Annotated in this window: 23 protein-coding genes and 1 tRNA gene; 12 read left to right on the forward strand and 12 right to left on the reverse strand. The window is 63.5% G+C overall.

The annotated features are described in order from the left end of the window. Positions 1-2: 2 nt before the first annotated feature. Both DFR51_RS09860 and DFR51_RS09865 read right to left on the reverse strand, forming a co-directional pair. On the reverse strand, positions 3-674 hold the full coding sequence (locus DFR51_RS09860; RefSeq protein ID WP_121050488.1) for a peptidylprolyl isomerase: 672 nt from the start codon (positions 672-674) through the stop codon (positions 3-5). 54 nt (positions 675-728) lie between these two features. Further along, the gene (locus DFR51_RS09865; RefSeq protein WP_121050491.1) at positions 729-1,544 is read right to left on the reverse strand and encodes a ferredoxin--NADP reductase; all 816 of its coding nucleotides are present in this window, start codon (positions 1,542-1,544) and stop codon (positions 729-731) included. Positions 1,545-1,752: 208 nt separating this feature from the next. Here DFR51_RS09865 and DFR51_RS09870 point away from each other — a divergent pair, with 208 nt between their 5' ends. Genes DFR51_RS09870 through DFR51_RS09880 form a run of 3 tightly spaced genes read left to right on the forward strand, consistent with a single transcriptional unit; the run spans position 1,753 to position 4,269 of the window. Next, the gene (locus tag DFR51_RS09870) at positions 1,753-3,159 is read left to right on the forward strand and encodes a cytochrome ubiquinol oxidase subunit I (protein ID WP_121050494.1); all 1,407 of its coding nucleotides are present in this window, start codon (positions 1,753-1,755) and stop codon (positions 3,157-3,159) included. Next, entirely contained in the window at positions 3,156-4,160 is a 1,005-nt protein-coding gene (gene cydB / locus DFR51_RS09875) for a cytochrome d ubiquinol oxidase subunit II (RefSeq protein ID WP_121050497.1), read from the forward strand. Before DFR51_RS09870 ends, cydB begins: the two co-directional genes overlap by 4 nt. Next, on the forward strand, positions 4,147-4,269 hold the full coding sequence (locus tag DFR51_RS09880) for a DUF2474 family protein (RefSeq protein WP_121050500.1): 123 nt from the start codon (positions 4,147-4,149) through the stop codon (positions 4,267-4,269). The genes cydB and DFR51_RS09880 overlap by 14 nt, the downstream gene beginning before the upstream one ends. A gap of 4 nt (positions 4,270-4,273) precedes the next feature. Here DFR51_RS09880 and DFR51_RS09885 read toward each other — a convergent pair whose 3' ends face one another. The 3 genes from DFR51_RS09885 to DFR51_RS09895 all read right to left on the reverse strand — a co-directional run bounded on the left by DFR51_RS09885 (position 4,274) and on the right by DFR51_RS09895 (position 6,096). Next, complete coding sequence (locus tag DFR51_RS09885; RefSeq protein WP_121050503.1) at positions 4,274-4,666, reverse strand: PilZ domain-containing protein; 393 nt, start codon at positions 4,664-4,666, stop codon at positions 4,274-4,276. A 265-nt stretch (positions 4,667-4,931) separates the two neighbouring features. Beyond that, positions 4,932-5,840: a LysR substrate-binding domain-containing protein gene (locus tag DFR51_RS09890; protein WP_121050506.1), complete on the reverse strand. Its 909-nt coding sequence runs from the start codon at positions 5,838-5,840 to the stop codon at positions 4,932-4,934. 1 nt (position 5,841) lies between these two features. Then, on the reverse strand, positions 5,842-6,096 hold the full coding sequence (locus tag DFR51_RS09895; protein WP_121050509.1) for a hypothetical protein: 255 nt from the start codon (positions 6,094-6,096) through the stop codon (positions 5,842-5,844). Positions 6,097-6,152: 56 nt separating this feature from the next. On the opposite strand from DFR51_RS09895, the gene DFR51_RS09900 reads away from it, so the two are divergent. Beyond that, on the forward strand, positions 6,153-6,467 hold the full coding sequence (locus tag DFR51_RS09900; protein ID WP_121050512.1) for a hypothetical protein: 315 nt from the start codon (positions 6,153-6,155) through the stop codon (positions 6,465-6,467). 121 nt (positions 6,468-6,588) lie between these two features. After that, a tRNA-Gly gene (locus DFR51_RS09905) sits at positions 6,589-6,662 on the forward strand. A gap of 3 nt (positions 6,663-6,665) precedes the next feature. On the opposite strand, the gene DFR51_RS09910 is transcribed toward DFR51_RS09905, so the two are convergent. Both DFR51_RS09910 and DFR51_RS09915 read right to left on the reverse strand, forming a co-directional pair. Then, positions 6,666-7,076, reverse strand: coding sequence for a hemerythrin domain-containing protein (locus DFR51_RS09910; protein WP_160119038.1), 411 nt, complete (start codon positions 7,074-7,076; stop codon positions 6,666-6,668). A 63-nt stretch (positions 7,077-7,139) separates the two neighbouring features. Continuing rightward, complete coding sequence (locus DFR51_RS09915) at positions 7,140-7,823, reverse strand: TetR/AcrR family transcriptional regulator (protein ID WP_243446559.1); 684 nt, start codon at positions 7,821-7,823, stop codon at positions 7,140-7,142. Positions 7,824-7,985: 162 nt separating this feature from the next. Here DFR51_RS09915 and DFR51_RS09920 point away from each other — a divergent pair, with 162 nt between their 5' ends. From DFR51_RS09920 to DFR51_RS09950, 7 genes are read left to right on the forward strand one after another with little or no spacing between them, the layout of a single operon-like run. After that, positions 7,986-10,184, forward strand: coding sequence for a TonB-dependent receptor (locus tag DFR51_RS09920; RefSeq protein WP_121050521.1), 2,199 nt, complete (start codon positions 7,986-7,988; stop codon positions 10,182-10,184). A gap of 26 nt (positions 10,185-10,210) precedes the next feature. Then, the gene (locus DFR51_RS09925; RefSeq protein WP_243446560.1) at positions 10,211-10,591 is read left to right on the forward strand and encodes a c-type cytochrome; all 381 of its coding nucleotides are present in this window, start codon (positions 10,211-10,213) and stop codon (positions 10,589-10,591) included. Between the two features lie 22 nt (positions 10,592-10,613). Then, positions 10,614-11,759, forward strand: a complete 1,146-nt coding sequence (locus tag DFR51_RS09930) for an amine dehydrogenase large subunit (protein WP_121050528.1) — start codon at positions 10,614-10,616, stop codon at positions 11,757-11,759. Continuing rightward, the gene (locus tag DFR51_RS09935) at positions 11,756-12,307 is read left to right on the forward strand and encodes a MauE/DoxX family redox-associated membrane protein (RefSeq protein ID WP_121050531.1); all 552 of its coding nucleotides are present in this window, start codon (positions 11,756-11,758) and stop codon (positions 12,305-12,307) included. Before DFR51_RS09930 ends, DFR51_RS09935 begins: the two co-directional genes overlap by 4 nt. Then, positions 12,304-12,930 carry a methylamine dehydrogenase accessory protein MauD gene (mauD, locus tag DFR51_RS09940; protein ID WP_121050533.1) on the forward strand — a complete coding sequence of 209 codons (627 nt, stop codon included), beginning with the start codon at positions 12,304-12,306 and terminating at the stop codon, positions 12,928-12,930. Before DFR51_RS09935 ends, mauD begins: the two co-directional genes overlap by 4 nt. Beyond that, positions 12,927-13,436 (forward strand): methylamine dehydrogenase light chain, encoded by a 510-nt coding sequence (locus tag DFR51_RS09945; RefSeq protein WP_121050536.1) that lies wholly within the window; start codon positions 12,927-12,929, stop codon positions 13,434-13,436. Before mauD ends, DFR51_RS09945 begins: the two co-directional genes overlap by 4 nt. A gap of 2 nt (positions 13,437-13,438) precedes the next feature. Continuing rightward, on the forward strand, positions 13,439-13,891 hold the full coding sequence (locus DFR51_RS09950) for a c-type cytochrome (RefSeq protein WP_121050539.1): 453 nt from the start codon (positions 13,439-13,441) through the stop codon (positions 13,889-13,891). Here DFR51_RS09950 and DFR51_RS09955 read toward each other — a convergent pair. The 5 genes from DFR51_RS09955 to DFR51_RS09975 are packed head-to-tail and all read right to left on the reverse strand — an operon-like array spanning position 13,864 to position 20,615. Continuing rightward, positions 13,864-14,544 carry a hypothetical protein gene (locus tag DFR51_RS09955; RefSeq protein ID WP_121050542.1) on the reverse strand — a complete coding sequence of 227 codons (681 nt, stop codon included), beginning with the start codon at positions 14,542-14,544 and terminating at the stop codon, positions 13,864-13,866. The genes DFR51_RS09950 and DFR51_RS09955 overlap by 28 nt on opposite strands. Continuing rightward, on the reverse strand, positions 14,541-15,647 hold the full coding sequence (locus tag DFR51_RS09960; protein WP_121050545.1) for a class II histone deacetylase: 1,107 nt from the start codon (positions 15,645-15,647) through the stop codon (positions 14,541-14,543). The genes DFR51_RS09955 and DFR51_RS09960 overlap by 4 nt, the downstream gene beginning before the upstream one ends. 11 nt (positions 15,648-15,658) lie before the next feature. Continuing rightward, on the reverse strand, positions 15,659-17,362 hold the full coding sequence (locus DFR51_RS09965) for an amidohydrolase (RefSeq protein ID WP_121050547.1): 1,704 nt from the start codon (positions 17,360-17,362) through the stop codon (positions 15,659-15,661). 23 nt (positions 17,363-17,385) lie between these two features. Next, positions 17,386-18,912 (reverse strand): HD domain-containing protein, encoded by a 1,527-nt coding sequence (locus tag DFR51_RS09970; protein WP_121050550.1) that lies wholly within the window; start codon positions 18,910-18,912, stop codon positions 17,386-17,388. Then, complete coding sequence (locus DFR51_RS09975) at positions 18,909-20,615, reverse strand: amidohydrolase (protein ID WP_243445493.1); 1,707 nt, start codon at positions 20,613-20,615, stop codon at positions 18,909-18,911. Before DFR51_RS09975 ends, DFR51_RS09970 begins: the two co-directional genes overlap by 4 nt. Between the last annotated feature and the right edge of the window lie 29 nt (positions 20,616-20,644).

The raw sequence follows: 20,644 nt of genomic DNA on the forward strand, positions 1-20,644 counted from the left end.
GTTTACTGCGCCCGGCGCGCGGTGAGGATGCGCACGGGGGCGGCAATCATCTGCCCCTTCATCACGCCTACGCCCAGCGTCGGCGAGGTCGGCGCGTTCATGATCTTGCGCACCGTGTCCATGCCCTCCACGACCCGGCCGAACACAGCGAAGCCGAGATTGTCGCCGGGCTTCGAAGGGTCCGCGTTCAGCGAATCGAGCGCGCCGATGGTGATGAAGAAATCGCCGTCCGCGCTGCCCGGCGCACCGCGCGCCATAGAGATCGCGCCGTCGGTGTGCGAAAGGCCGGTCTTCGTCGTCGGTTCGTGCGCTATCTTGGGCAGCACCTTCTTCGGGTTGCCCTGCGTGCCGCCCTGGATGAGCCCGTAGCTGCCGTCGTCCGAAAGTTTCATCGCACGATAGAAGGCCGTGCCGTCCAGCCGCTTCTGATCGACGTAGCGCAGGAAATTCGCCGTCGTGATCGGCGCGCGTTCCTTTTCCAGCGCCAGCACGATCGGCCCCTCGCTGGTTGTGATCGCGACACGCACGGTCTCGTAAACCTTCTCCGGCACAGGCGGCGGCGCGGGCGGCGCTTCGGCAGGCGTTGCGGGGATCTGCTGCTCGGTCTGCGCGAGCGAAGGCATGGCGACGGCAACGGCAAGCAGCGCGGTGCAAAGGGCTGTGAGTCGAATCATGGCGCTAAGGTTAGTGCGGCTTGCCGTCCGGCGGAATCGCAAAACCGCTTCCCTTCAACCAACGAACGCGCGTTCGATCACATACTGGCCCGGCGCCGCGTTCGATCCTTCGGCAAAACCGCTGGATTCGAACCGCGCGGCGAGCGACCGGATCATCGTCATGCTCCCGCACATCATCACACGGTCGATTTCGGGATCGAATGCCTTCGGTCCTCGCAGCGGCGGGCCGAAAAGCGTTCCGTCCTCGATCAGCGCGTCGATGCGTCCGGTCGTGCGGAATCGTTCGCGCGTTACCGTCGGCAGATAGGAAAGCTGCAGTAACGCCTGATCCTGTACCAAGGGATCGCCGGCAAGATGGCTTTCAAGCTCGGTACGATAGGCAAGGTCGCTGACCTGCCGCACCGAATGGACGAGCACGATCTGGTTGAACCGCTCGTAAATGTCGGGATCCCGCACGAGGCTCATGAACGGCGCGAGGCCCGTGCCGGTCGAGAGCAGGAACAGCCGCCGCCCGGGTAGCAGCGCATCGGCAACCAGCGTTCCTGTAGGCTTGCGGCCCAGGAAAAGCTGATCGCCGGGCTCGATCCGCTGAAGCTGCGCGGTGAGCGGCCCGTCCGGCACCTTGATCGACAGCAATTCCAGTTCCTCGGCCCATGCGGGACTTGCGATCGAGTATGCGCGCAGCAGTGGCCGCCGCTCACCGGGCAGGCCGATCATCACGAATTCGCCCGAACGGAAGCGGAAGCTGGAAGGGCGCGTGATGGTGAAGCTGAACAGGTGGTCGTTCCAGTGCCGCACGGCACGCACGGTTTCCACGGTCAGCGCATCGGACGGCGCGAGGATGCGGGCTGCCGCTGCGCGGTCGCTCATGGATCGTCTTTCATCTCAAGCTGGCGAATCGCGAGTTCTTTTACGCTATTGAGAATGATTTGCAAATCTTCATCCCTTGCCCATGCCAGCGAGACAGAACGTCGCGGAACATTGCGTCGCATTGCACCGGTCGTACCGCCGGCCGAAATGTGCTAGCCAGGTCAAACAGATAGGCTGACGACAAGGAGTCGCCGCTGTGTTCGAATCAATGTTCGGTTCCGTGGATGCCGTGCTGCTGGCGCGTATCCAGTTCGCGTTCACGGTCAGCTTCCACTTCATCTTTCCCGCCTTCTCGATCGGGCTGGCGAGCTACCTCGCCGTGCTGGAAGGCCTTTGGCTGAAGACCGGGCGGGATCACTATCTCGATCTCTTCCGCTACTGGCTGAAGATCTTTGCGGTCGCCTTCGCGATGGGCGTCGTCTCGGGCATCGTCATGTCGTATCAGTTCGGCACCAACTGGTCGGTGTTTTCGGACAAGGCCGGTCCGGTGATCGGCCCGCTCATGGCCTATGAAGTGCTCACCGCCTTCTTCCTTGAAGCGGGTTTCCTCGGCGTGATGCTGTTCGGCATGAACAAGGTTGGGAAGAAACTTCACTTCACCGCCACGCTGATGGTCGCGATCGGCACGTTCATCTCGGCCTTCTGGATTCTCAGCGTCAATTCCTGGATGCAGACCCCGGTCGGTCACATCATGGGCGAGAACGGCCAGTTTCTCCCCGGCGAAAGCTGGTGGGCGATCATCTTCAACCCCAGCTTCCCCTACCGCCTCGTCCACACCGTGATCGCCGCCTATCTCACCACGGCGTTCGTGGTGGGCGCGGTCGGCGCGTGGCACCTGCTGAAAGATCGCGCAAACCCGCACGCACGCATCATGTTCTCGATGGCGATGTGGATGGCCGCGCTCGTCGCGCCCGTGCAGATCTTCGCGGGCGACATGCATGGGCTGAACACGCTCGAGCACCAGCCGGTGAAGGTGATGGCGATGGAGGGGCACTATCAGAGCCACCCGGACGGCGCGCCCTTCTACCTCTTCGGTATCCCGAACAGCAAAGAGCAGCGCATCGACTACGCCATTGCGATCCCCAAGGCGTCGTCGCTGATCCTCAAACACGATCCGAACGCACCGCTCGCGGGACTCGATACCGTGCCGCGCGATGAGCAGCCGCCTGTGGGCATCGTGTTCTGGGCGTTCCGCATCATGGTCGGCATCGGAATGCTGATGCTGGGAATCGGCATGTGGAGCCTCGTCGCCCGCGTCAAAGGCCGCCTCTACGATTGGCCGCTGCTGCACCGCGCGGCGATGGTGATGGGGCCGTCGGGCTTCGTCGCCGTCATCGCGGGCTGGGTGACGACGGAGGTCGGGCGTCAGCCCTATACAGTCTACGGCCTGCTGCGGACCGCAGACAGCGCCTCCCCGCTTGCTGCCCCCGCCGTCGGCGCCTCACTGCTGGCCTTCGTCGTCATCTACTTCGCGGTGTTCGGCGCGGGCACCTGGTACATTCTGAAGCTGATGTCGCACCGGCCGAAAGCCGGTGAAAAAGGCGTCGAGGCCGAACCCGGCCCGACCCGAACAGCCGGCATCACCCCCGCCCCCGCCATGGAGGCCGAACAATGAGCGTCAACATCGATCTCACCACCGTCTGGGCGTTCATCATCGCCTTCGGCATCTTCGCCTATGTGGTGATGGATGGGTTCGATCTCGGGATCGGCATCCTGTTCCCGGTCTTCAAGGGCGAAGAGCGCGATCAGGCGATGAACGCGATCGCGCCGGTGTGGGACGGCAACGAGACGTGGCTCGTGCTTGGCGGCGGCGGGCTGTTCGCTGCCTTTCCGCTCGCTTACGCGATCATCCTGCCCGCGACCTATCCGCTCATTATCGCGATGCTGCTCGGGCTCGTGTTCCGCGGCGTCGCCTTCGAGTTCCGGTGGCGCGATCCCGCTCACCGTGCCTTCTGGGACATGGCGTTCACCGGCGGCTCGATTATCGCGGCCTTTTCGCAGGGCATGATCCTCGGCGCGATCCTGCAGGGAATCGCGGTCGACGGCCGCGCCTACGCAGGCGGCTGGCTCGACTGGCTCAGCCCATACAGCCTGCTCACCGGCGCGGGCGTCGTCGCTGGCTATGCGCTGCTCGGCGCGACGTGGCTGATCGTGAAGGTGGAAGGCGGTGCACTCGACCACGCCTACCGCCTCGCGGGCCGCGCAGCGCTCGCAACCCTGGCGCTGATGGTCGCCGTCAGCCTCGCGACACCCTTCCTCGAGCACCACTATTGGGAGCGCTGGTTCGAAATGCCGAACATGCTCTTCACCAGCCAGGTGCCGCTGCTCGTCGTCATCGCCACCTATTTCCTGTTCCGCACGCTGAAAAAGCGCGCGACATGGTCACCGTTTCTGCTGTCGCTGGGCCTGTTCCTGCTCGGCACCATCGGTCTCGGCATCAGCATGTTTCCCTACGTCGTGCCGGACAGCGTCACGATCTGGGACGCCGCTGCGCCGGAAAGCAGCCAGGTGTTCATGCTCGTCGGCGTGGTCCTCGTCATGCCGCTCATCCTCGCCTACACCGCGTGGGCTTACTGGGTGTTCCGCGGGAAGGTCGGCAGCCATGGCTACCACTGAGACGGGCGCGCCGCTCTGGAAGCGCTTCCTCTGGATGGCGGCGATCTGGGCGGCGAGCGTCGCGGTGCTCGGCGTCGTCGCGATGCTGCTGAAAGCCTGGCTGCGCTGAACCTTCAGGCGGGATCGTCAACGCCCAAATGGCGGCCGGTCGCCCGCTTGTGTGCCCGCAGGATCGTCACGACATCCGCCTCGCGGTCGAACTGCATCCCGAACCGGCCGTGCTCAGCCCAGCGCACGACACCGGCAAGCGGGGCATTGCCCGGCAGGTCCACCACCACGCGCGCGCCGACTTCGGGGTAGTAAGGGCTGCGCAGCCGCATCCCGCGCGCGGAAATCTCCACAACGGTCGCCGGACCTGCCCATCCCCGTGTCCGCATCCGGGCCGACCAGAACAGTGACAGAGACCGCGTGGCACCGCGCCGCTCCGGTCCGCCCGCGAGCGCCTTGCCGCCGTCGCCGCGCCATGTGGGAAGTACGCCCTGCAACCTTGCAAAAAACTGGATCATCTGAGCCGCCCCTTGTCGAAGCCCGTGATCCCCCGCAGCGCTGGTGTGCGCTCAAAGTGTAAAGAAAATCTTAACGGATGCCCGCAGAAGTTGATTCCAGGCCAATGTTGCAATTCCTGCAACGAGCGATGCAGACTTTGCGGTGGTCAGCTCCCTTCGCAGGTGCAACAAAGGGCCTGCCAGAAATGGCGATCCTCCCCAAGGATTTACTATTAGGGCCGACCTTCGGGTCGGCCCTTTTCTTTGCCAAGGCGTTACAGAAATTTCAGGCTGTTGCGGAAAGCGCGCCGACGTCGGGCCGTGCAGCGGATTCGGCCTGAAGCCAGTCTCGGAAGCGCCGCAAGGCAATGTCGGAAGCACCCGGCTTCCGTGATACCCACCAATAGCTGTACGGCGTCGCGACGCTTTCGCCGAACGGCCGCTCGAGCCGGGCGTCGCCTTCGTAGAAGCGCACCGAATCCTCAAGCGTCAGCGCGATACCGAGCCCCGCCTCCGCCGCCGCGATCAGCATCGGGCCGCTGTCATACTGTTCGGTGCGCGTGATTGCGCGCTCGTCGAGGCCCATCGCCTGCAGCCAGAGCGGCAGCACCTTCGAAAGCCCGCCGTGCAGCAGCAGCGCATGATCGCGCAGCGCCTCGCGGACCGGCGTTCCCCGCGCCACGAGACCCGGCGCGCAGACCGCGAAGCCCGCCTGCGGCTTCAGTTCACAGGAATCGGCGCCCTCGGGCACGGTTTCCGCAAACACGATGATGGCATCAAGGCTGGCGCCAAGCTTCTCGAACGGCGCTCCCGACGAATCGAAACGCAGCGTGATATCGGGATAGCGCGCACGGAAACGCGCGAGGCGCGGCAGCAGCCACGCACTCGCGTAAGAGGGCGGCACACCGATCGCCAGGCTGCGTTCGCCGCCCGAGCGCACCTCGCCCAGGATGCGGCCGATGGCGTCGAAATGCGGTGCGATCTGCGTGAACAGGCGGGCGCCCTCCGGTGTCGGCTTCAATTCGTGATGCCGCCGCTCGAACAGCGGCCGCCCGACGTGCGCCTCCAGCGACTGGAGCCGCCGGCTGAGCGCCGAAACCGAAAGGTTGAGCTCGTTTGAAGCCGCGCGCAGGGTTCCGCCGCGGTAGGCCGCGACGAACGCTTCAAGTGAACCCATCGGCGGCAGGCGGCGCATGTTACACCGCCGCGACCGGTCCGGCGAGGCACCGGATACGCATCATGGCCTCTCTGGCTTCCACCCGCTCCACACCTTTGCGAGCGGTGATCGTGGTTGCATTGTTGCAACGCAGCATAAATTTGGCAAGAGTTGAAACTGCGTTCAGTATTTTTCCGCTGCCGCGCCTGAGACATTCCATAGGCTTAGGCGTATCGTTGCAAAAACGGAAACCCACGTTGCCAAGGTCGCGATGGTCGAAGGGGGCCTGTTTCATATGCTGCGCCGCACAAACGAACGGTTTTGATCGTTTGCAGAGCAGGGAGACCCATCATGAAGATCATTCTCGGTCTGGCCGCCGCGAGCATGATTGCCGGCGTGTCCGCGCCGGCCGCCGCCGCACCGTATGGCTTTTATAAGTCGCGCATCGATTTCACCCATGCCCCGACGGGCTACGAGGTGACCGGTCGCAGCACCGCCGGCGGCGTGCTTTTGCTGAAGGGCGAAAACCCCGACACGGGCAAGACGTTCGACCTCCGCGTTTCGCGCAAGGGTCACATCACCGGCATGTGGGAAGGCGCCGCGATCGACCGCTGGGTCGGCGGCAAGGACGCACCGCAGCTGCTCGCCCAGCGCGATTTCGATTAACGAGCCGTGTTTCGATGAAAGGGTCTTGCCGGCACCCCGGCAGGGCCCTTTCGCGTTTCCGGCTATCGCGCGGCGTTGACCTCCACCGCTGCCTTGTGGCAAGCGAGCGCAGCCTCGGGGCGCGGGTGTAGCTCAATGGTAGAGCAGAAGCCTTCCAAGCTTACGACGAGGGTTCGATTCCCTTCACCCGCTCCAGCCTCACGACAGCGCCATCTCCCCTTCCGCCAGCGGATAGAGTTCCTCGTTCTCGCGGCGGATACGTAGATCGAGGGCTTCTATGAGCGCCCACGTGGCGGTCTGGAAGGCTTCCCATTCGTTCGTTATGCGGTCTTCTGTCCATTCGAGCATGTAGGCGTTGAAGGCAGCGGCGAGCCCGCCCATGTCGCGCTGGAAGGTTTGCGCAAGCGCGGAGACCTGCGCCGCGCCATCCCGAATCAGGGCCGGGTAAAGCCATTTATCCTCGATCGCGAGGTGCGCGATCAGCACGCGCGCGAGCCGCCAGCGACAGCGCGCGACCTCAAGGCGATCACGCGCGATCACGGCGTTGATCAACGTCTCGGAGGTTTCCCCGATCTCATCGTGCTGCTTTCGAAGCGTCCGTGTATCCATGCGCCTGCCTTTTTCGCGGCGCAGCATCCGTGAGACACGTTGCGATCCGCTTAATGCGTTCGCTCAGGCAGGCTGTGCGCGCGGCAGCACGACGGGAAGGTAGAGCGACAAATAGGCGCAGGTGGCGCGCCCGGCCTCGTCGGTGAACGCCTCGGTGATGAAGCCGTGCCGGATCACCGAAAGCCCGAAGAACAGATCGGCGATCTCGATGGCGCGAAAGAATATTTCCGGCGTGTCTGCAAGCTCGGGAAGCTCGAAACTCCGGGAGATCTGGTCTTTCAGCAGCCCGGCGATGGCGAAGTCGTTCTGCCGGTCCTTAAGCTTGATCGCGGAGGGGGTCTTGGGGCCGATCAGCAGTTGCATGGCATCCCGGTTCGCGTTGAAGAATGCCGCGCCACGGCCCACGAAGCGGTTGACCGCCTGTCGCCAGTCCGCGCAGTCCGCTGCCGAAACGCTATCGAGATCCTTCAGGATTTCGGTTTCCATCTCGCTCGCCGCCGCCTCGAAAACGTCGAGCACGTGGGAGAAGAAATGGTAGGCGGAGCTTTTGGGGATTCCGGCCGCGTCTGCCACGTCTGTCAGCGAGATCTCGTCGATCTCACGTTCGCGCAGCAGCTTCCGGCTCGCCTCGACCAGAATCGCCCGGCGTGCGCGTCCCCGCTCCTGTGTCCGTCTCGCCGATCCGTTCACGCGCTGCCTGTCTGTATTGCCACCTCGGCCCATTGCCCTGAGCCTGCGTTCACTCATTGATCCACAGCGTCAAGTCAATTCGAATTTAATCCGGTTAACATTCCAACATTGCCCCCTTTTTGCCCACCAACATGCACGTTTCGCAACTTTACAAATCGAATTGATTCGAAATATAGTGCCCGAAACGACGTGAATTGCGTTTCAGGGAGGGGAAACCACATGCGCAGGAAACCGTTTATTCGGCCATCGGTGAGGCTCGTTTTGCTTGCAGGTGCCGCATTTGCGCCTGCCCTGGCCGCGGCGCAGGAAGCCACCGTCGTTGACGATGCGATCGTCGTCACCGCGCAGAAGCGCGAGCAGAAGCTGCAGGACATTGGCCTCTCGGTTTCCGCCGTCGGCGGCGCGGCGCTTGATGCGATGGGCCGACAGGACGTGACCGCGCTCGCCGGACAGGTGCCGAGCCTTCAGGTCTCGCAGTACAGCCCGACGATCACGGTGTTCAACATCCGCGGCGTTTCGCAGAACGACTTCGCCGATTCGCAGGAAGCGCCGATCGCCTTCTACAACGACGAGGTGTATGTGAGCGCGCTCGGCGCGATCAGCGGACAGATGTTCGATCTGGAGCGCGTCGAGATTCTGCGCGGTCCGCAGGGGACGCTCTTCGGCCGCAACGCCACCGGCGGCCTTGTGCAGGCAATCACCAAGAAACCGACGAGCACATTCGAAGGTTTCGGCACGCTCACCGTCGGCAGCTATGGACAGATCGCAACCGAAGGCGCGGTGAGCGGCCCGCTCTCCGACACCGTCCGCGCGCGCCTCGCGCTCACCACGAACCATCACGGCGGCTATATCGAGAACCGCATCGGCAGGGATATCGGCAACTCCCGCTTCTTCGGCGGACGCTTGCAGGTGGAGGCCGATGTCGGCACCAACGGGACGCTGCTCGTGAAGCTGCAGGGCCTGCGCAACAAAGATGAGACGAGCGGCGGTCCCTACACACATGTCGGTGCGGGCTTCAATGAAGATAGACTCGGCTATGCGCTCGGCCCGAACGAGGATTTCTGGGGAACCTGCGGCGGGTGTGATGCCTTCGGTTATCGCGATTCCGACGATGACCCCTTTACCGCCGATTTCGATCGCACCGGCTATTTCGACCGCAAGTTCTGGAGCGTGACTGCCCGCTACGAGCATGATTTCGGCGGCATGCAACTCACCTCAATCACGGATTATCAGGATCTGAAAAAGCGGTATGCGGAAGACAGCGACATGTCTCCGCTGCCAATCTTCCATTATGATACCGCTCAGGATCTCTATCAGTTGTCGCAGGAATTGCGGCTTGCGGGTGACAGTGACCGCCTGACCTGGCTCGCCGGTATCTACGGCCTGAAGATCAAGACTGAAAATGCCTATCAGATCGATGGCAGCGCAATCCTCGGCTTTATCGAGAATTACGGCGGTACGCAGAAAACCGACTCCGTGGCGGTGTTCGGTCAGGCCGAATACAAAGCGAGCGATCAGATCAGCCTCATCATCGGCGGCCGCTACAGCTGGGATTGGAAGAAATACGATTATGCGCACGCTGAAAGCGGCGTCACCGATTTTGTGTTCAATTCGTCCACGAACCCCGATCTTGCGAAACAGACGTTCAAGAACTGGTCAGGCAAGATCGAGCTCGACTATCACCCGGTCGACGATGTCCTGCTCTATGTGAGCGCCAATCGCGGCACCAAGAGCGGCGGCTTCGGCATCCAGGCGTTCGCGCCGATCGACCCCACGACGCTGCCCTACGACCAGGAAGTGCTCACCAATTACGAGGGCGGCTTCAAGGCGGAGTTCGCAGACCGCATGGTCACGCTGAACGGCTCCGTCTTCCATTACGATTACAAGGACTATCAGGCCTTCTCGCTTGATGGGCTCTCGCAGTTCGTCACCAATCGCCCGGCGAAGGTCACAGGCTTCGAAGGCGAGCTGATCTTGCGGCCCGCAACCGGCCTGATGCTGTCGGCGTTCTTTGCGCACCTCGATACCAAGGTGAAGAACATCAGGCTCCCCGCCGGCCGCGTCACAGACCGAGAGATGCCGCAGGCCCCGGAATGGAGCGTCGGCGGCATGCTGCGCTACGCCGTCCCCGTCGGCCCGGGTTCGCTGGCATTCCAGACGGACTGGAAATACGATAGCAAACAGTATTTCTCGACGTTCAACGCGCCCATCGATCTTGAAGATTCGCACCTTGTCGGAAACGTCCGCGTGTCCTTCACGACGGAGGATGATCGCTGGGTTATCGCAGCGTTCGCCAACAACGTGACGGACAAGGAGTACCGCATCTACAATCTGGATCTCGGCGCAGTGCTCGGCCTTTCGAACCAGACCTATGCGCGTCCGCGCTGGATCGGCGGCAGCGTCACTTACAACTTCTGATATCCCGTGGGAGGGACACGACATTGATGCGTTCAAGTATGAGGTCGGCCGGGACAGCACTGGTCGCGCTTTCCGTGTTCGTATCGCTTCCGGCATATGCCGGAGGCGATGCCGCCGCCGGTGCCGCCGTGTTCAAGCGTTGTGCGATCTGCCATTCGGTAGACCCCGGCAAGAAGACGGCCATGGGCCCGAACCTGTCAGGTGTCGTCGGTCGCAAAGCCGGTACGGGCGAATTCAATTATTCGCCCGCCATGAAAGACTCCGGCATCGTCTGGACGTCCGAAAAACTCGATGCCTTCCTTCTGAAACCCGCCGCGACCGTCAAGGGCACGCGCATGGCCTTCGCGGGCCTGCCGCAGCCGAATGATCGCGCCAACGTCATCGCCTATCTCGCCACGCGGAAATAGCCTGCCCCGCCGGAGGACCGACATGAAAACACTCACCGCCTTCACCGCGCTCTGCCTCGCCACCGTTACTGCGCCCGCAGCCGCGCAGCTCCAGCCCGAAGAGTTGACGCAGGAAACACTTGCCGAGGTGATGCAGCCGCACTGGGTGTGGGTGAACGACGTCTCGTTCGACCGTATGCTCGACGGCCGCGCCTATCTGCTGGATGCAGACAGCGGCCAGATGCTCGGCATGATCAGCGGCGGCTACGGTCACGGCTCGCTTCTCCTCGCCGAGGACGGCAAGACGTTCGGCGTGCCTTCGATCCATCTGTCGCGCGGTGTGCGCGGCGAGCGCACCGATGTCGTGACGTTCTACAAAACCTCGGACCTCAAGGCTGGACCCGAAGCCATCATTCCGCCGAAGCGTTTCAGCGGCATTCCCTTCATATCGTCAGCGCCGGTGATGCCGGGCGGTCGGTTCGCGGTGCTTTACAATTTCACGCCCGAACAGTCCGTCACGGTCGTCGATATGCAGGCGCAGAAGACCGTCGGCGAATTCATGACGTCTGGGTGCGGCCTTATCTTCCCGACGGGGCCGTCGAAGTTCTTCCTGATCTGCGGCGACGGCGCGCTGCAGGCCGCAACGCTTGATGCCGAAGGCAAGGTTACGCTCGGCAAGACCTCGAAGAAGCTCTTCGCGGATGACGATCCCGTCACCGAGAAGGGCGTATGGACTGGCAAGCAGTGGCTGTTCTTCACGCCCACCGGCAAGGTGCATGTCATCGACCACACGAAGGATGTGCCCACGCTCGCGAAGACCTGGTCGCTGACGACCCCCGCCGAAGCGGGCTGGCGTCCGGGCGCGCTGCAGACGGCGGCGTACCACAGCGCCACGGGGCGCCTTTACGTGCTGATGCACGAGGGCGGAGCCAACACGCATAAGGACCCCGGCACCGAGATCTGGGTGTATGACGCCGCGAAGCAAAAGCGCGTTCAGCGCATTCCGCTGGATGGCATGGCGCTCTCCGTCGCCGTCAGCCAGGATGCAAAGCCGCTGCTTTACACCACCATGCCCGGCGAAACCGATTTCAAGGTGCGCGACGCCATGACCGGCGAATTCATCCGCAAGATCGAAGGGCTCGGCGATTTCATGACGATCATCCAGCCCTCGCCGGTGAGCGGCCAGTGACAGGAATAGATATCCTCCCTGTTCTGGTGGCGGACGTGCTTCTGGGCGGCATGTTCCTGCTTTCGGGAGGCGCCAAGCTCCGGGATTTGCCGAACTTTATCGGAACGCTCGGCAACTATCAGCTTCTGCCGGCGGCACTTGTCCGCCCGGCAGGTGCGATGATCGCCCTCGCCGAACTCGCCCTTGGTGCAGCGGCGATCATCGCCATTCCTCTCGGCAGCCAGATTGCGATGCTCGGCATCGCCGCGCTGCTCTTCGCCTATGCCGCCGCAATGGGCATCAACATCGCGCGCGGGCGTGATCATATCGATTGCGGCTGCCTTGGCTTCGGCGCGGCGCAGGCAACGCTCGGCTGGGAACTCGTTTCCCGCAATATCGCGCTTGGCACGATCGCCTTCGCAGTGTTCGCGCTTCCCGTCAGCATCCGCCCGCTCGGCGCGATCGACTGGATTTCGGGCATCGGCGCAATCGCGGCGTTCGCGCTGCTCTATATCGGGTTCGGACAGTTCAGCGCGGTGCGGCTGCGCGGAAAGGCGGTGGTGAGATGAACGAGGTTTTTCTGGCGGCGTTCGCGCTGCAATGGGTGGCCGTCGCGGCCCTCGCGTTAATGATGGTTGGCCTTTTGCGCCAGGTCGGCATGCTCCACGAACGGCTGGGACCGGTCGGTGCGCTGACGCTTTCGGGCGGCGCCAAGGTCGGTGAGATAGCGCCTGCGTTCGAGCTACCAAGCATCACCGGCGGCGATGTGCGCGTTGGCGGCATTGCTGCTGACGGGCGTTCGACGCTCGTCTTCTTCCTCTCGCCCACGTGCCCCGTGTGCAAATCGATGCTGCCGGTGCTGCTGTCGGTCTCGCGCGAGAACGCCGACACCACGCGTCTCGTCTTCGCCAGCGACGGCGACGAAGCCGCGCAAATGAAGATGATCCTCCAGCAGAAGCTGGGTGATTATCCGTTCGTCCTTTCCACCGATCTCGGGCGCGCGCACGGCGTCGGCAAGCTGCCCTATGCGGTGCTGCTCGGCCCAGACGGGCGCGTTGCCTCGAAGGGGCTCGTCAACAACCGCGAGCATGTCGAAAGTCTGTTCGAGGCCGAGCGGACGGGCATCGCCTCGATTCAAGACTATATGGCGCGCCGCGAGGCGAGCGCTGCAACCACAGGAGCTGCCCAATGACCAACAGGCTCGACAGGATCATGGAGCGGCTGAGCCGCACGGCCGCGCGCGGCATGTCGCGGCGCAGCTTCTTTGGCCGCGCCAGCGCCTTCGGCATCACCGCCGCGGCGATGCCCCTCCTCCCCGTCTCGCGCGCGAACGCCGCGCAGCAGCCGGGTGAGAGCGGCGATCCACAGTCATGCGATTACTGGCGCTACTGCGCGATCGATGGCTTCCTTTGCTCCTGCTGCGGCGGCAGCACCTCATCGTGTCCGCCGGGCACCGAACCCTCGCCGATCACCTGGGTCGGCACCTGCCGCAATCCCGTGGACGGCAAGGATTATGTGATCTCCTACAACGACTGCTGCGGCAAATCCGCGTGCGGCCGCTGCATGTGCAACCGCAACGAAGGCGACACGCCCGTCCACCAGCCTGCGGGTTCGAACGACATCAACTGGTGTCTCGGCACCGAGGTGGGCGTCGTCTACAATTGTTCGACCGCCGTCGTACTCGGCGCCGCCGACTAGCGATGCGTCTGGTTGCCCTCCCCGTGCTGCTGTGCGTCGCCGCCGTGGCGGCGCACGCCGGCGGCGTTGCGCCCAATCTCTCCCGCAACGGCCGCTCTGCGCACGTCAATTACATGACCGAGTGCCAGGGGTGCCACTTGCCGGATGGCAGCGGCCAGAAGGGCAGCGTGCCCTCGATGAAGGCCGAGCTTCACCGGTTTCTGACGGTGGAGGGCGGCCGCGAATTTCTCGTGCAGGTTCCGGGCTCGGCGAATTCAAAGCTCAGCGACGCCGATCTCGCCGCCCTGCTCAACTGGCTGATCCCGAAGATGGGCGGTACGGCGGCGGACGGCTTCCAGCCGTACACGCCTGAGGAGATCGCGACGTATCGGTCGCAGCGCCTCGTCGATGTCACGGGAACGCGCGCGGCGCTCGTCGCGAAGTTCGATCAGCCGGAAACGTCGAGCGTCAACTGATAAAGCGCCGCACAATCGGCGCCGCATCCGCTGGCGCCGGTCCGCGCCTCGATCCGCTGCACCGCCGCTTTCGCCTCTGCATCCGACGCCGCTGAAAGCTCGAACACCACGAGTTCGTCCGGCACCGCGACCGGCTCATGCATGAGCACGTTGTAGACCCGGTACGGCGTCGCACCCATCGCCAGCCCATCGTTCACGATCGCCCGCAACGCCTTTTCGGTCATGCCCTTCGAACGGTGCAGGTAGAGGTGCGTCGGCTTTCCCGCGCGCTCACTCCGCGCAGCATTGCCTTCACGCTTGTAGTAGATACGTTCGGTCACCTTGATAAGCTCTGTGCCGCGCCCAAGCTGATCCATGCGCCAGCTCGCCATCAGCATCGCGATGATCGTCTTGTCCATGTCGGACGATGCAATCGTGTAGAGCGCGACATACGGCCTCGGCTCGCCGCCCACGGCGTGCCCGCGCCGCGCGCGATCGTATCCCGGTACGGCGAGCACGTCAGGAATATCGATCTCGTTGTACCAGTGCTCGAACTCGGCCGCGCGCGCCGGGTCGGTATTCTGCGACTTCACCATCATCAGCCACTCACTGCCGATCGCTGCGGACGGCAGCGAGAGCAGCGCCGCCGCAACGGCTGCGCGCAGCACGGTCATTTGAGGTCCGCGACCAGCCGTTCGACCCATTGCCGGTGGAATTCCGTTGCCTCGGGGCCCGGCTGCCAGCCGAGCGCCATTTCGAGGACCGGGTCGACCACTTCCGTCCGCTCGCCGCTCAGCGTTTCCAGCACCGCGTGGCCGCAGAACGGCACGTAGGCTTCGGCATAGCCGCCCTCATGTACGACAACGAGGCGACCACCGCACAAGCGGCTCGCGGCATCCACCATCATCTGCGTGAGCGTGCGGTAACTTTCGCTATGCAGCAGCATACGCGCCAGCGGATCGACGCTGTTCGCATCGAGCCCGCACGCAACGATGATCAGTTCTGGCTGGAATTTTTCGAGCGCCGGAAGCACCAGCGCCTCGAACGCGTGCACATAGATGTCGTGGCCGCCGCCCGCCGGCAGAGGAATGTTGAGGTTGTAGCCGAGCCCCTTGCCCTCACCGCGGTCCTCCGCGCCACTGTATCCGGGCGGGAAGCAGCGGTCCTGATGCACCGAGATCGTCAGCACATCGTCACGGTCGTAAAAGATCGACTGCGTGCCATTTCCGTGGTGGACGTCCCAGTCCACCACCGCGACACGCGAGATGCCGTGGCGCGCCTTCGCCGCCTCGATGGCGATCGGGATATTGGCGAGCAGGCAGAAACCCATGGACATGTCGGCGAGGCAGTGGTGACCCGCCGGGCGGCAGAGCGCATAGGCGTTATCGACCTTGCCGGAGAGCACGTCGTCGACCGCCGAGATGGCAAGCCCGGACGAGATCATCGCGATCTCGAAGCCGCCCTTGCTGAACGGCGCAAGGTGCCCGATATCGCCGCCGCCCGCGTCACTCGTCGCCCTGAAACGATCGATGTAATCGCGTGGATGCACGCGGCACGCATCCTCCACCGTGGCCGGCGTCGACTCCGCCATCACCAGCTTCCGGGTAAGCCCCGAAGCGTTTGCGAGGTTGAGCAGGCGCCGCTTGGAATCGGGCGTGTCCGCGCCCGCCGTCCCGCCCGGCGGCTGCACCCAGTCGCCGACCGGCAGGAAAAGCGCCTGCATTCCGGTTGCGTGCCAGAAGGTGCGTTCGTCGGTGTAGAACCCGGTGCGCGGCATGGCTTTTCCTCTCAGTTCGCGGTCAGCTTGGGCGGATTCGCCGCATCATACACCTTCTCGCCGTCGATGAACGTCATCCGCACCTTGGTCGCATGAACTTCGGTGACCGGCACCTTCCACGGGTTCTTTTCCGTGACGATGATGTCGGCGCGCATCCCCGGTTCGATCGACCCGACGATATCGCGCGTGCCCATCAGCGCGGCCCCATTCTCCGTGAAGATACGGATTGCATCGTCGAGCGACACGCGCTCGTCCGGCGCGACCATCGTGCCGCCGCCGCCCGGCGCCTGCCGCGTCACCATCGTCTCGATCGCGAGCCACGGATTGACCGACGGCACCACCGACCAGTCGGACCCCGCGACGACATTTGCGCCGGTGTCGAGAGCTTCCTTGATCGGGATCACGCGCTTCATCATCTCATCGCCAACGGCGCGGCGCATATCGACGTCGGTGATAGGTGTCGGATACCAGATGTAGGGCGAGAATTCCCACGTCAGATGCAGGTCGCGTACGCGCGGGATATCGGCCGGATCGGCAAAAGTCGTGTGGCCGACATCGTGCGCGGAACCGCCCCAGCCGTTCACCTTGCGCGCATATTCGGCGGCGGAGATCGCCGAGCGGACCGCACCGTCGCCCACGGCATGGAACTTCACGTGCAGCCCCATGCGATCGAACTTCGCCACCGCCTCGTTGAGTGCCGGTTGCGGGATCAGCAATATGCCCTTGTTGGTCGGGTCGGTGTTCGAAACGCCCTTATAGGGTTCGAGCATTGCGGCGGTGTGGCTTTCCAGCGGCACGCCGTCCATGAACAGCTTCACGCAATCCGTCTTGAAGCGTGGCTTCGCATAGGTCGCGCGCGTTTCGATCAGGCGCTCGCCCATGGCGTCGCCCGGCGCCCACACGATACATCCGCGAATGCGCTGTTTGACAAGACCCTCCCCCGAAAGATCGGAGAGAGTCTTCATGTTGCTGTCGCGGACCGTCGCCTCGGTGTAGGATGTGATACCGTAAGAGAGCATCTGCGTCGTCGAGAGTATCAGCGCCTTGCGGTTCATCTCCTCAGTGGGCGGAGGCATGATCTTCTCGATGAGATCCGTCGCCAATTCGCGGAACACGCCCGTCGGATTGCCTTTCGCGTCGCGATCAATGATGCCGCCCGTCGGATCCTTCGTGTCGCGCGTCACGCCTGCGAGTTCGAGCGCCTTCGAATTTGCCCAGATGCTGTGATGCGATTCATCCGAAAGCACCACGGGATTGTTGGGAGCGACCTTGTCGAGGAAGGCGCGCGTCTGCTCGCCCTTCTTGAACGCCGCACCCACCCAGTTGCCGCCGACGATCCAGTCACCGGGCTTCGCGGCTTTTGCGCATTCTTTCACGCGCGCCGCGATGGCGGCAGGCTTCGCGCCATAACCGAAGCTGCATGAAAACTGCTCAAGCCCCGCGAAATGGCTATGCACGTGCATGTCATGGAGGCCGGGGAGAACCGCCGCGCCTTTCAGATCGACGACGACCGAATTTGGCCCACGAAAAGCGTCCGTGGCCTTCGCATCACCCACCGCGATGATTACGCCGTCCCGGATCGCGAGCGCCTGCGCCCAGCCCGCCGGTGTGCGCACGTCGCCGTTCAGCAGGATTGTATCCGCCGGTGCTTCCGCTGCGGCCGCGCTGCCGATCACCGATAGGGCCAGTACACCCCCCGCAATTGTTTTCAGCATTCCCTGTCTCCCCTGCTTGCTCATCAAAGTGTTGAGAACTCTTCCGTCTGCGTGCGCAGATCGCGAAGGAAAGCTTCAAGCTCCGCCTTGCGTTCCGGCATCATCGCCTTGCCCGCCGGTGTAAGCACGCGCGCTGGCACGTTCGCGAGATTGGCTTCCAGAAACTTCGCCATATCAGGTCCGTCGGGCTTTCCGCCCTGCGCATCGACGAGCGCCATGACGCGCGCGACGCCCACGGCGCCGAGCCAGTCGAGCGCATCCGCATCGTGCAGATAGAGCGCCTCCGGCGTTTTCGGTTCGCGGTCGTACATGTGTGTGCGGATCGCCTCCCGCACAGCCTCCAGCTTGCGCATCGGAAAGCCGCTGTCCTTTAGGATCGTATCGACGATCGCGGCGGCGCGGTCGGCATGGTCCGTGCCCTGCGCCTCCCATTTCGGAAACGCCGCCATGTCGTGGAGATACGCCGCTGCGAACATTACGTCGTCATCCAGCCGAACGCCGTCCGCACGCGCAAGCTGCTGCGCCAACACGTAATCGCGCACGCTGTGCGAATAGCCCCACGCCGGATTGCGGAATTCCTTTGCGGAAAGTTCACGTACCTTCGTCCGCCATGCCGCGTCTGCCCGGTGCCCCACGCTCGAAGGGCGGCCGGGCACATGCTCCATGGCGCTGTATTTCAGGAAGAAGTCGGCCTGTTTGTAACCCGGGTAAAGCGCGATCATCTTCCGCATCGCTTCTTCTGGCGATTTTGAGTCTGCGGTCACGGCGAGGAAATCGTCGATATAGCGCACCGACGGATCGAAGATGCGCATGTCGGTGGGATCGCCGTGACCGGGATAGATTTTTGGCTGCTGCTTCGCGTAGCGCGCCTTCAGTGCAACGAGTTCGGCCCGCCAGTTCTTCAGATCTTCGTGGCTGATATCGTCGCCCACCCAGAAATGGACGCCGTTGTATCCGAAATCGGAAAGGAACAGCGCATTGAGATCGGGGCTGTAGACAGTGGTGATATACGGCGTTTCCGCGCGCATATAATCGGTGGTGAGTTCAAGTGTGCCGCCACCGACCATCTCCAGCGTCGGCGTATTCAGCACCTCGATGTTGCGTTCATAATCGAAGCCGCCCGGATGCTCCGGCGTTTTCGGCTTCAGTGCCGGGTCGAGCGGCGGCTCCGCACCGGTTTCGCCGCCCGTATCCATGTAAATCGCGTAGCGCTTGATGTCGGCCTTGATGTCCTCGTTCGCCACGACGATCTTCGCGTCCGGGAATTCGTCGCGGAACACCGCCATGCCGGTGAAGTGGTCGGTATGGCCGTGACTGATCAGGATATGCGTCAGCGGCAGCTTCATCGCCTTGATCATGGCGGCGAGCTTGCGCGCCTCATTCGCCTTGCGCTGCACGTCCATCACAACAAGCGATCTTCCGTTCGAGAACACGAACGAATTCACCGTCGCGAAATCACCCTTGTAGACTGAGACCGCCTCCACACGCTCGGCATGGGCGGGTGATACCGCGAAAGCGACGAGCAGTGCGAAAGCGAACGTCGCCTTCATCGGCTGGCGGCCGTTGCGCGATCGAACACGACCTCTCCATCGATGTAGGTTTTCTGCACCTTGATCGTGTGGATTTCGGTTGCCGGAATCCGGAACGGATTCTTGTCGATCACAATGAAATCGGCGCGCTTGCCCGCCTCGATCGTGCCGAGCTCCTTTTCGAGGCCGAGGCGCGTCGCCGCATTGATCGTGAACATGCGGATCGCCTGTTCCAGCGTGATCGCTTGTCCGGCGCCGAACGTCCGCGCGCTACCACCGGGATTTTGCCGCGTGATCGCCGTCTCGATGCCGAGCCAGGGATCGGGTGCGGGTACAACGGCCCAGTCCGACCCCGCGATCACCAGCGCGCCCGCTTCGAATCCATCCTTGATCGGCCAGACGCGTTCGATACGCCGCGCGCCGACCGCCGCGGTGATGTCGTCGTTGATCGGCTGCGGATCCCACAGATAGGGCGAATATTCGATCGCGCTGTTCAGCGCCTTCGGGCGCGGCAGATCGGCGGGATCGACGAAGGTCGAGTGCCCGACCTGGTGGATCGGTCCCCCGTTGCCGTTCTGCTGCCGCGCATAGGCAATGGCATCCAGCGACGCACGCACGGCGGCATCACCCGCCGCGTGGAACAGCACGTTGAGACCGAGCTTGTCCCACTTCGCCATCAGCGGATGCAGCTTCGCGGGATCGAAGAGCAACAGCCCGCGCGCGGGCGCATTGGGCTGTCCCGCCTCATAATCCTCCAGCATCGCGCCGGTATGGCTCTCGGTCGGCACACCGTCCGCGAACACCTTGATGCACGTCGGCTTGAAGCGTTCGCGCGTATAGGTGGGGATCGCGGCAATCGTCGCGTCAAGATCGGGGTTGGGATGACCGGCGTGGCTGTACGCGATGCACGCCTGCACATGCTGTTTCAGCTCGCCCTTGTCGGCAAGCGCCGCATAGGATTCAAGGTCGTCGCGGAACGCCATCGCCTCGACGTATCCGGTGATCCCGAAAGAAAGCAGGTAATCGAGATTCTTCTTCAGCTCGGCCTGCGTCATTTCGGCAGGCTGTGGCGGCAGGTGGCGCAGAACGAGATCACGCGCCGTCTCACGCAGCACGCCTGTCGGCAGACCTGCTGCATCGCGCTCGATGATACCGCCCTCGGGATTGGGCGTGTCCTTCGTGATGCCGGCGATCGCCAGCGCCTTCGAATTCACCCACAGGCTGTGGCCGCTCACGTCGAACAGCATCACGGGATTGTCGGGCGAGACCGTATCGAGCGTTGCCGCAGTGATCGGCGTGCCCGCAAGCACGGAGGCCTGCCACTGGCCGCCCGCAACCCATTCGTTCGCTGCGGCGGCCTTCACGCAGGCGCCCACCCCGGCGAGGAGTTCAGCAGCGGGAACATCCGGTGAGATGCTGCACCGGCCCTCGCCGCCCTTTGCCTGCAGCACCGGATGCACGTGCATGTCGTAGAGGCCCGGTAGAACCGTGCGGTTACCGAGATCGATCGAGCGCGCCGCGCCTCCCGTCTTGCGGATCTCCGCATCGCTGCCCACGGCGATAATACGACCGTCACGCACCGCGAAGGCCGTTTGCCAACCGCTCGGAGTATAGACCTGCGCGTTGTAGTAAACCGTTGCGGGCGATGCGGCGAATGCCGTCGATGCAAAGCCGGCAAGGCAAGCTGCAACCAGAATTCTCGCATTCCGCCTGTGAACCGACACCATCGCTCTCCCACCTCCGATTTTCAAAT

Origin of the sequence: Sphingosinicella microcystinivorans (genome assembly GCF_003634215.1) — a bacterium.
GTDB lineage: Bacteria > Pseudomonadota > Alphaproteobacteria > Sphingomonadales > Sphingomonadaceae > Sphingosinicella > Sphingosinicella microcystinivorans.

Coding starts and splice junctions, on each gene's coding strand:
- DFR51_RS09885 (WP_121050503.1), bottom strand. CDS start 4,666: ATGATCCAGTTTTTTGCAAGGTTGCAGGGCGTACTTCCCACATGGCGC.
- mauD (WP_121050533.1), top strand. CDS start 12,304: ATGAACGAGGTTTTTCTGGCGGCGTTCGCGCTGCAATGGGTGGCCGTC.
- DFR51_RS09880 (WP_121050500.1), top strand. CDS start 4,147: ATGGCTACCACTGAGACGGGCGCGCCGCTCTGGAAGCGCTTCCTCTGG.
- DFR51_RS09945 (WP_121050536.1), top strand. CDS start 12,927: ATGACCAACAGGCTCGACAGGATCATGGAGCGGCTGAGCCGCACGGCC.
- DFR51_RS09890 (WP_121050506.1), bottom strand. CDS start 5,840: ATGCGCCGCCTGCCGCCGATGGGTTCACTTGAAGCGTTCGTCGCGGCC.
- cydB (WP_121050497.1), top strand. CDS start 3,156: ATGAGCGTCAACATCGATCTCACCACCGTCTGGGCGTTCATCATCGCC.
- DFR51_RS09930 (WP_121050528.1), top strand. CDS start 10,614: ATGAAAACACTCACCGCCTTCACCGCGCTCTGCCTCGCCACCGTTACT.
- DFR51_RS09950 (WP_121050539.1), top strand. CDS start 13,439: ATGCGTCTGGTTGCCCTCCCCGTGCTGCTGTGCGTCGCCGCCGTGGCG.
- DFR51_RS09960 (WP_121050545.1), bottom strand. CDS start 15,647: ATGCCGCGCACCGGGTTCTACACCGACGAACGCACCTTCTGGCACGCA.
- DFR51_RS09910 (WP_160119038.1), bottom strand. CDS start 7,076: ATGGATACACGGACGCTTCGAAAGCAGCACGATGAGATCGGGGAAACC.
- DFR51_RS09925 (WP_243446560.1), top strand. CDS start 10,211: ATGCGTTCAAGTATGAGGTCGGCCGGGACAGCACTGGTCGCGCTTTCC.
- DFR51_RS09965 (WP_121050547.1), bottom strand. CDS start 17,362: ATGCTGAAAACAATTGCGGGGGGTGTACTGGCCCTATCGGTGATCGGC.
- DFR51_RS09955 (WP_121050542.1), bottom strand. CDS start 14,544: ATGACCGTGCTGCGCGCAGCCGTTGCGGCGGCGCTGCTCTCGCTGCCG.
- DFR51_RS09915 (WP_243446559.1), bottom strand. CDS start 7,823: ATGAGTGAACGCAGGCTCAGGGCAATGGGCCGAGGTGGCAATACAGAC.
- DFR51_RS09970 (WP_121050550.1), bottom strand. CDS start 18,912: ATGAAGGCGACGTTCGCTTTCGCACTGCTCGTCGCTTTCGCGGTATCA.
- DFR51_RS09870 (WP_121050494.1), top strand. CDS start 1,753: ATGTTCGGTTCCGTGGATGCCGTGCTGCTGGCGCGTATCCAGTTCGCG.
- DFR51_RS09860 (WP_121050488.1), bottom strand. CDS start 674: ATGATTCGACTCACAGCCCTTTGCACCGCGCTGCTTGCCGTTGCCGTC.
- DFR51_RS09900 (WP_121050512.1), top strand. CDS start 6,153: ATGAAGATCATTCTCGGTCTGGCCGCCGCGAGCATGATTGCCGGCGTG.
- DFR51_RS09895 (WP_121050509.1), bottom strand. CDS start 6,096: ATGAAACAGGCCCCCTTCGACCATCGCGACCTTGGCAACGTGGGTTTC.
- DFR51_RS09865 (WP_121050491.1), bottom strand. CDS start 1,544: ATGAGCGACCGCGCAGCGGCAGCCCGCATCCTCGCGCCGTCCGATGCG.
- DFR51_RS09920 (WP_121050521.1), top strand. CDS start 7,986: ATGCGCAGGAAACCGTTTATTCGGCCATCGGTGAGGCTCGTTTTGCTT.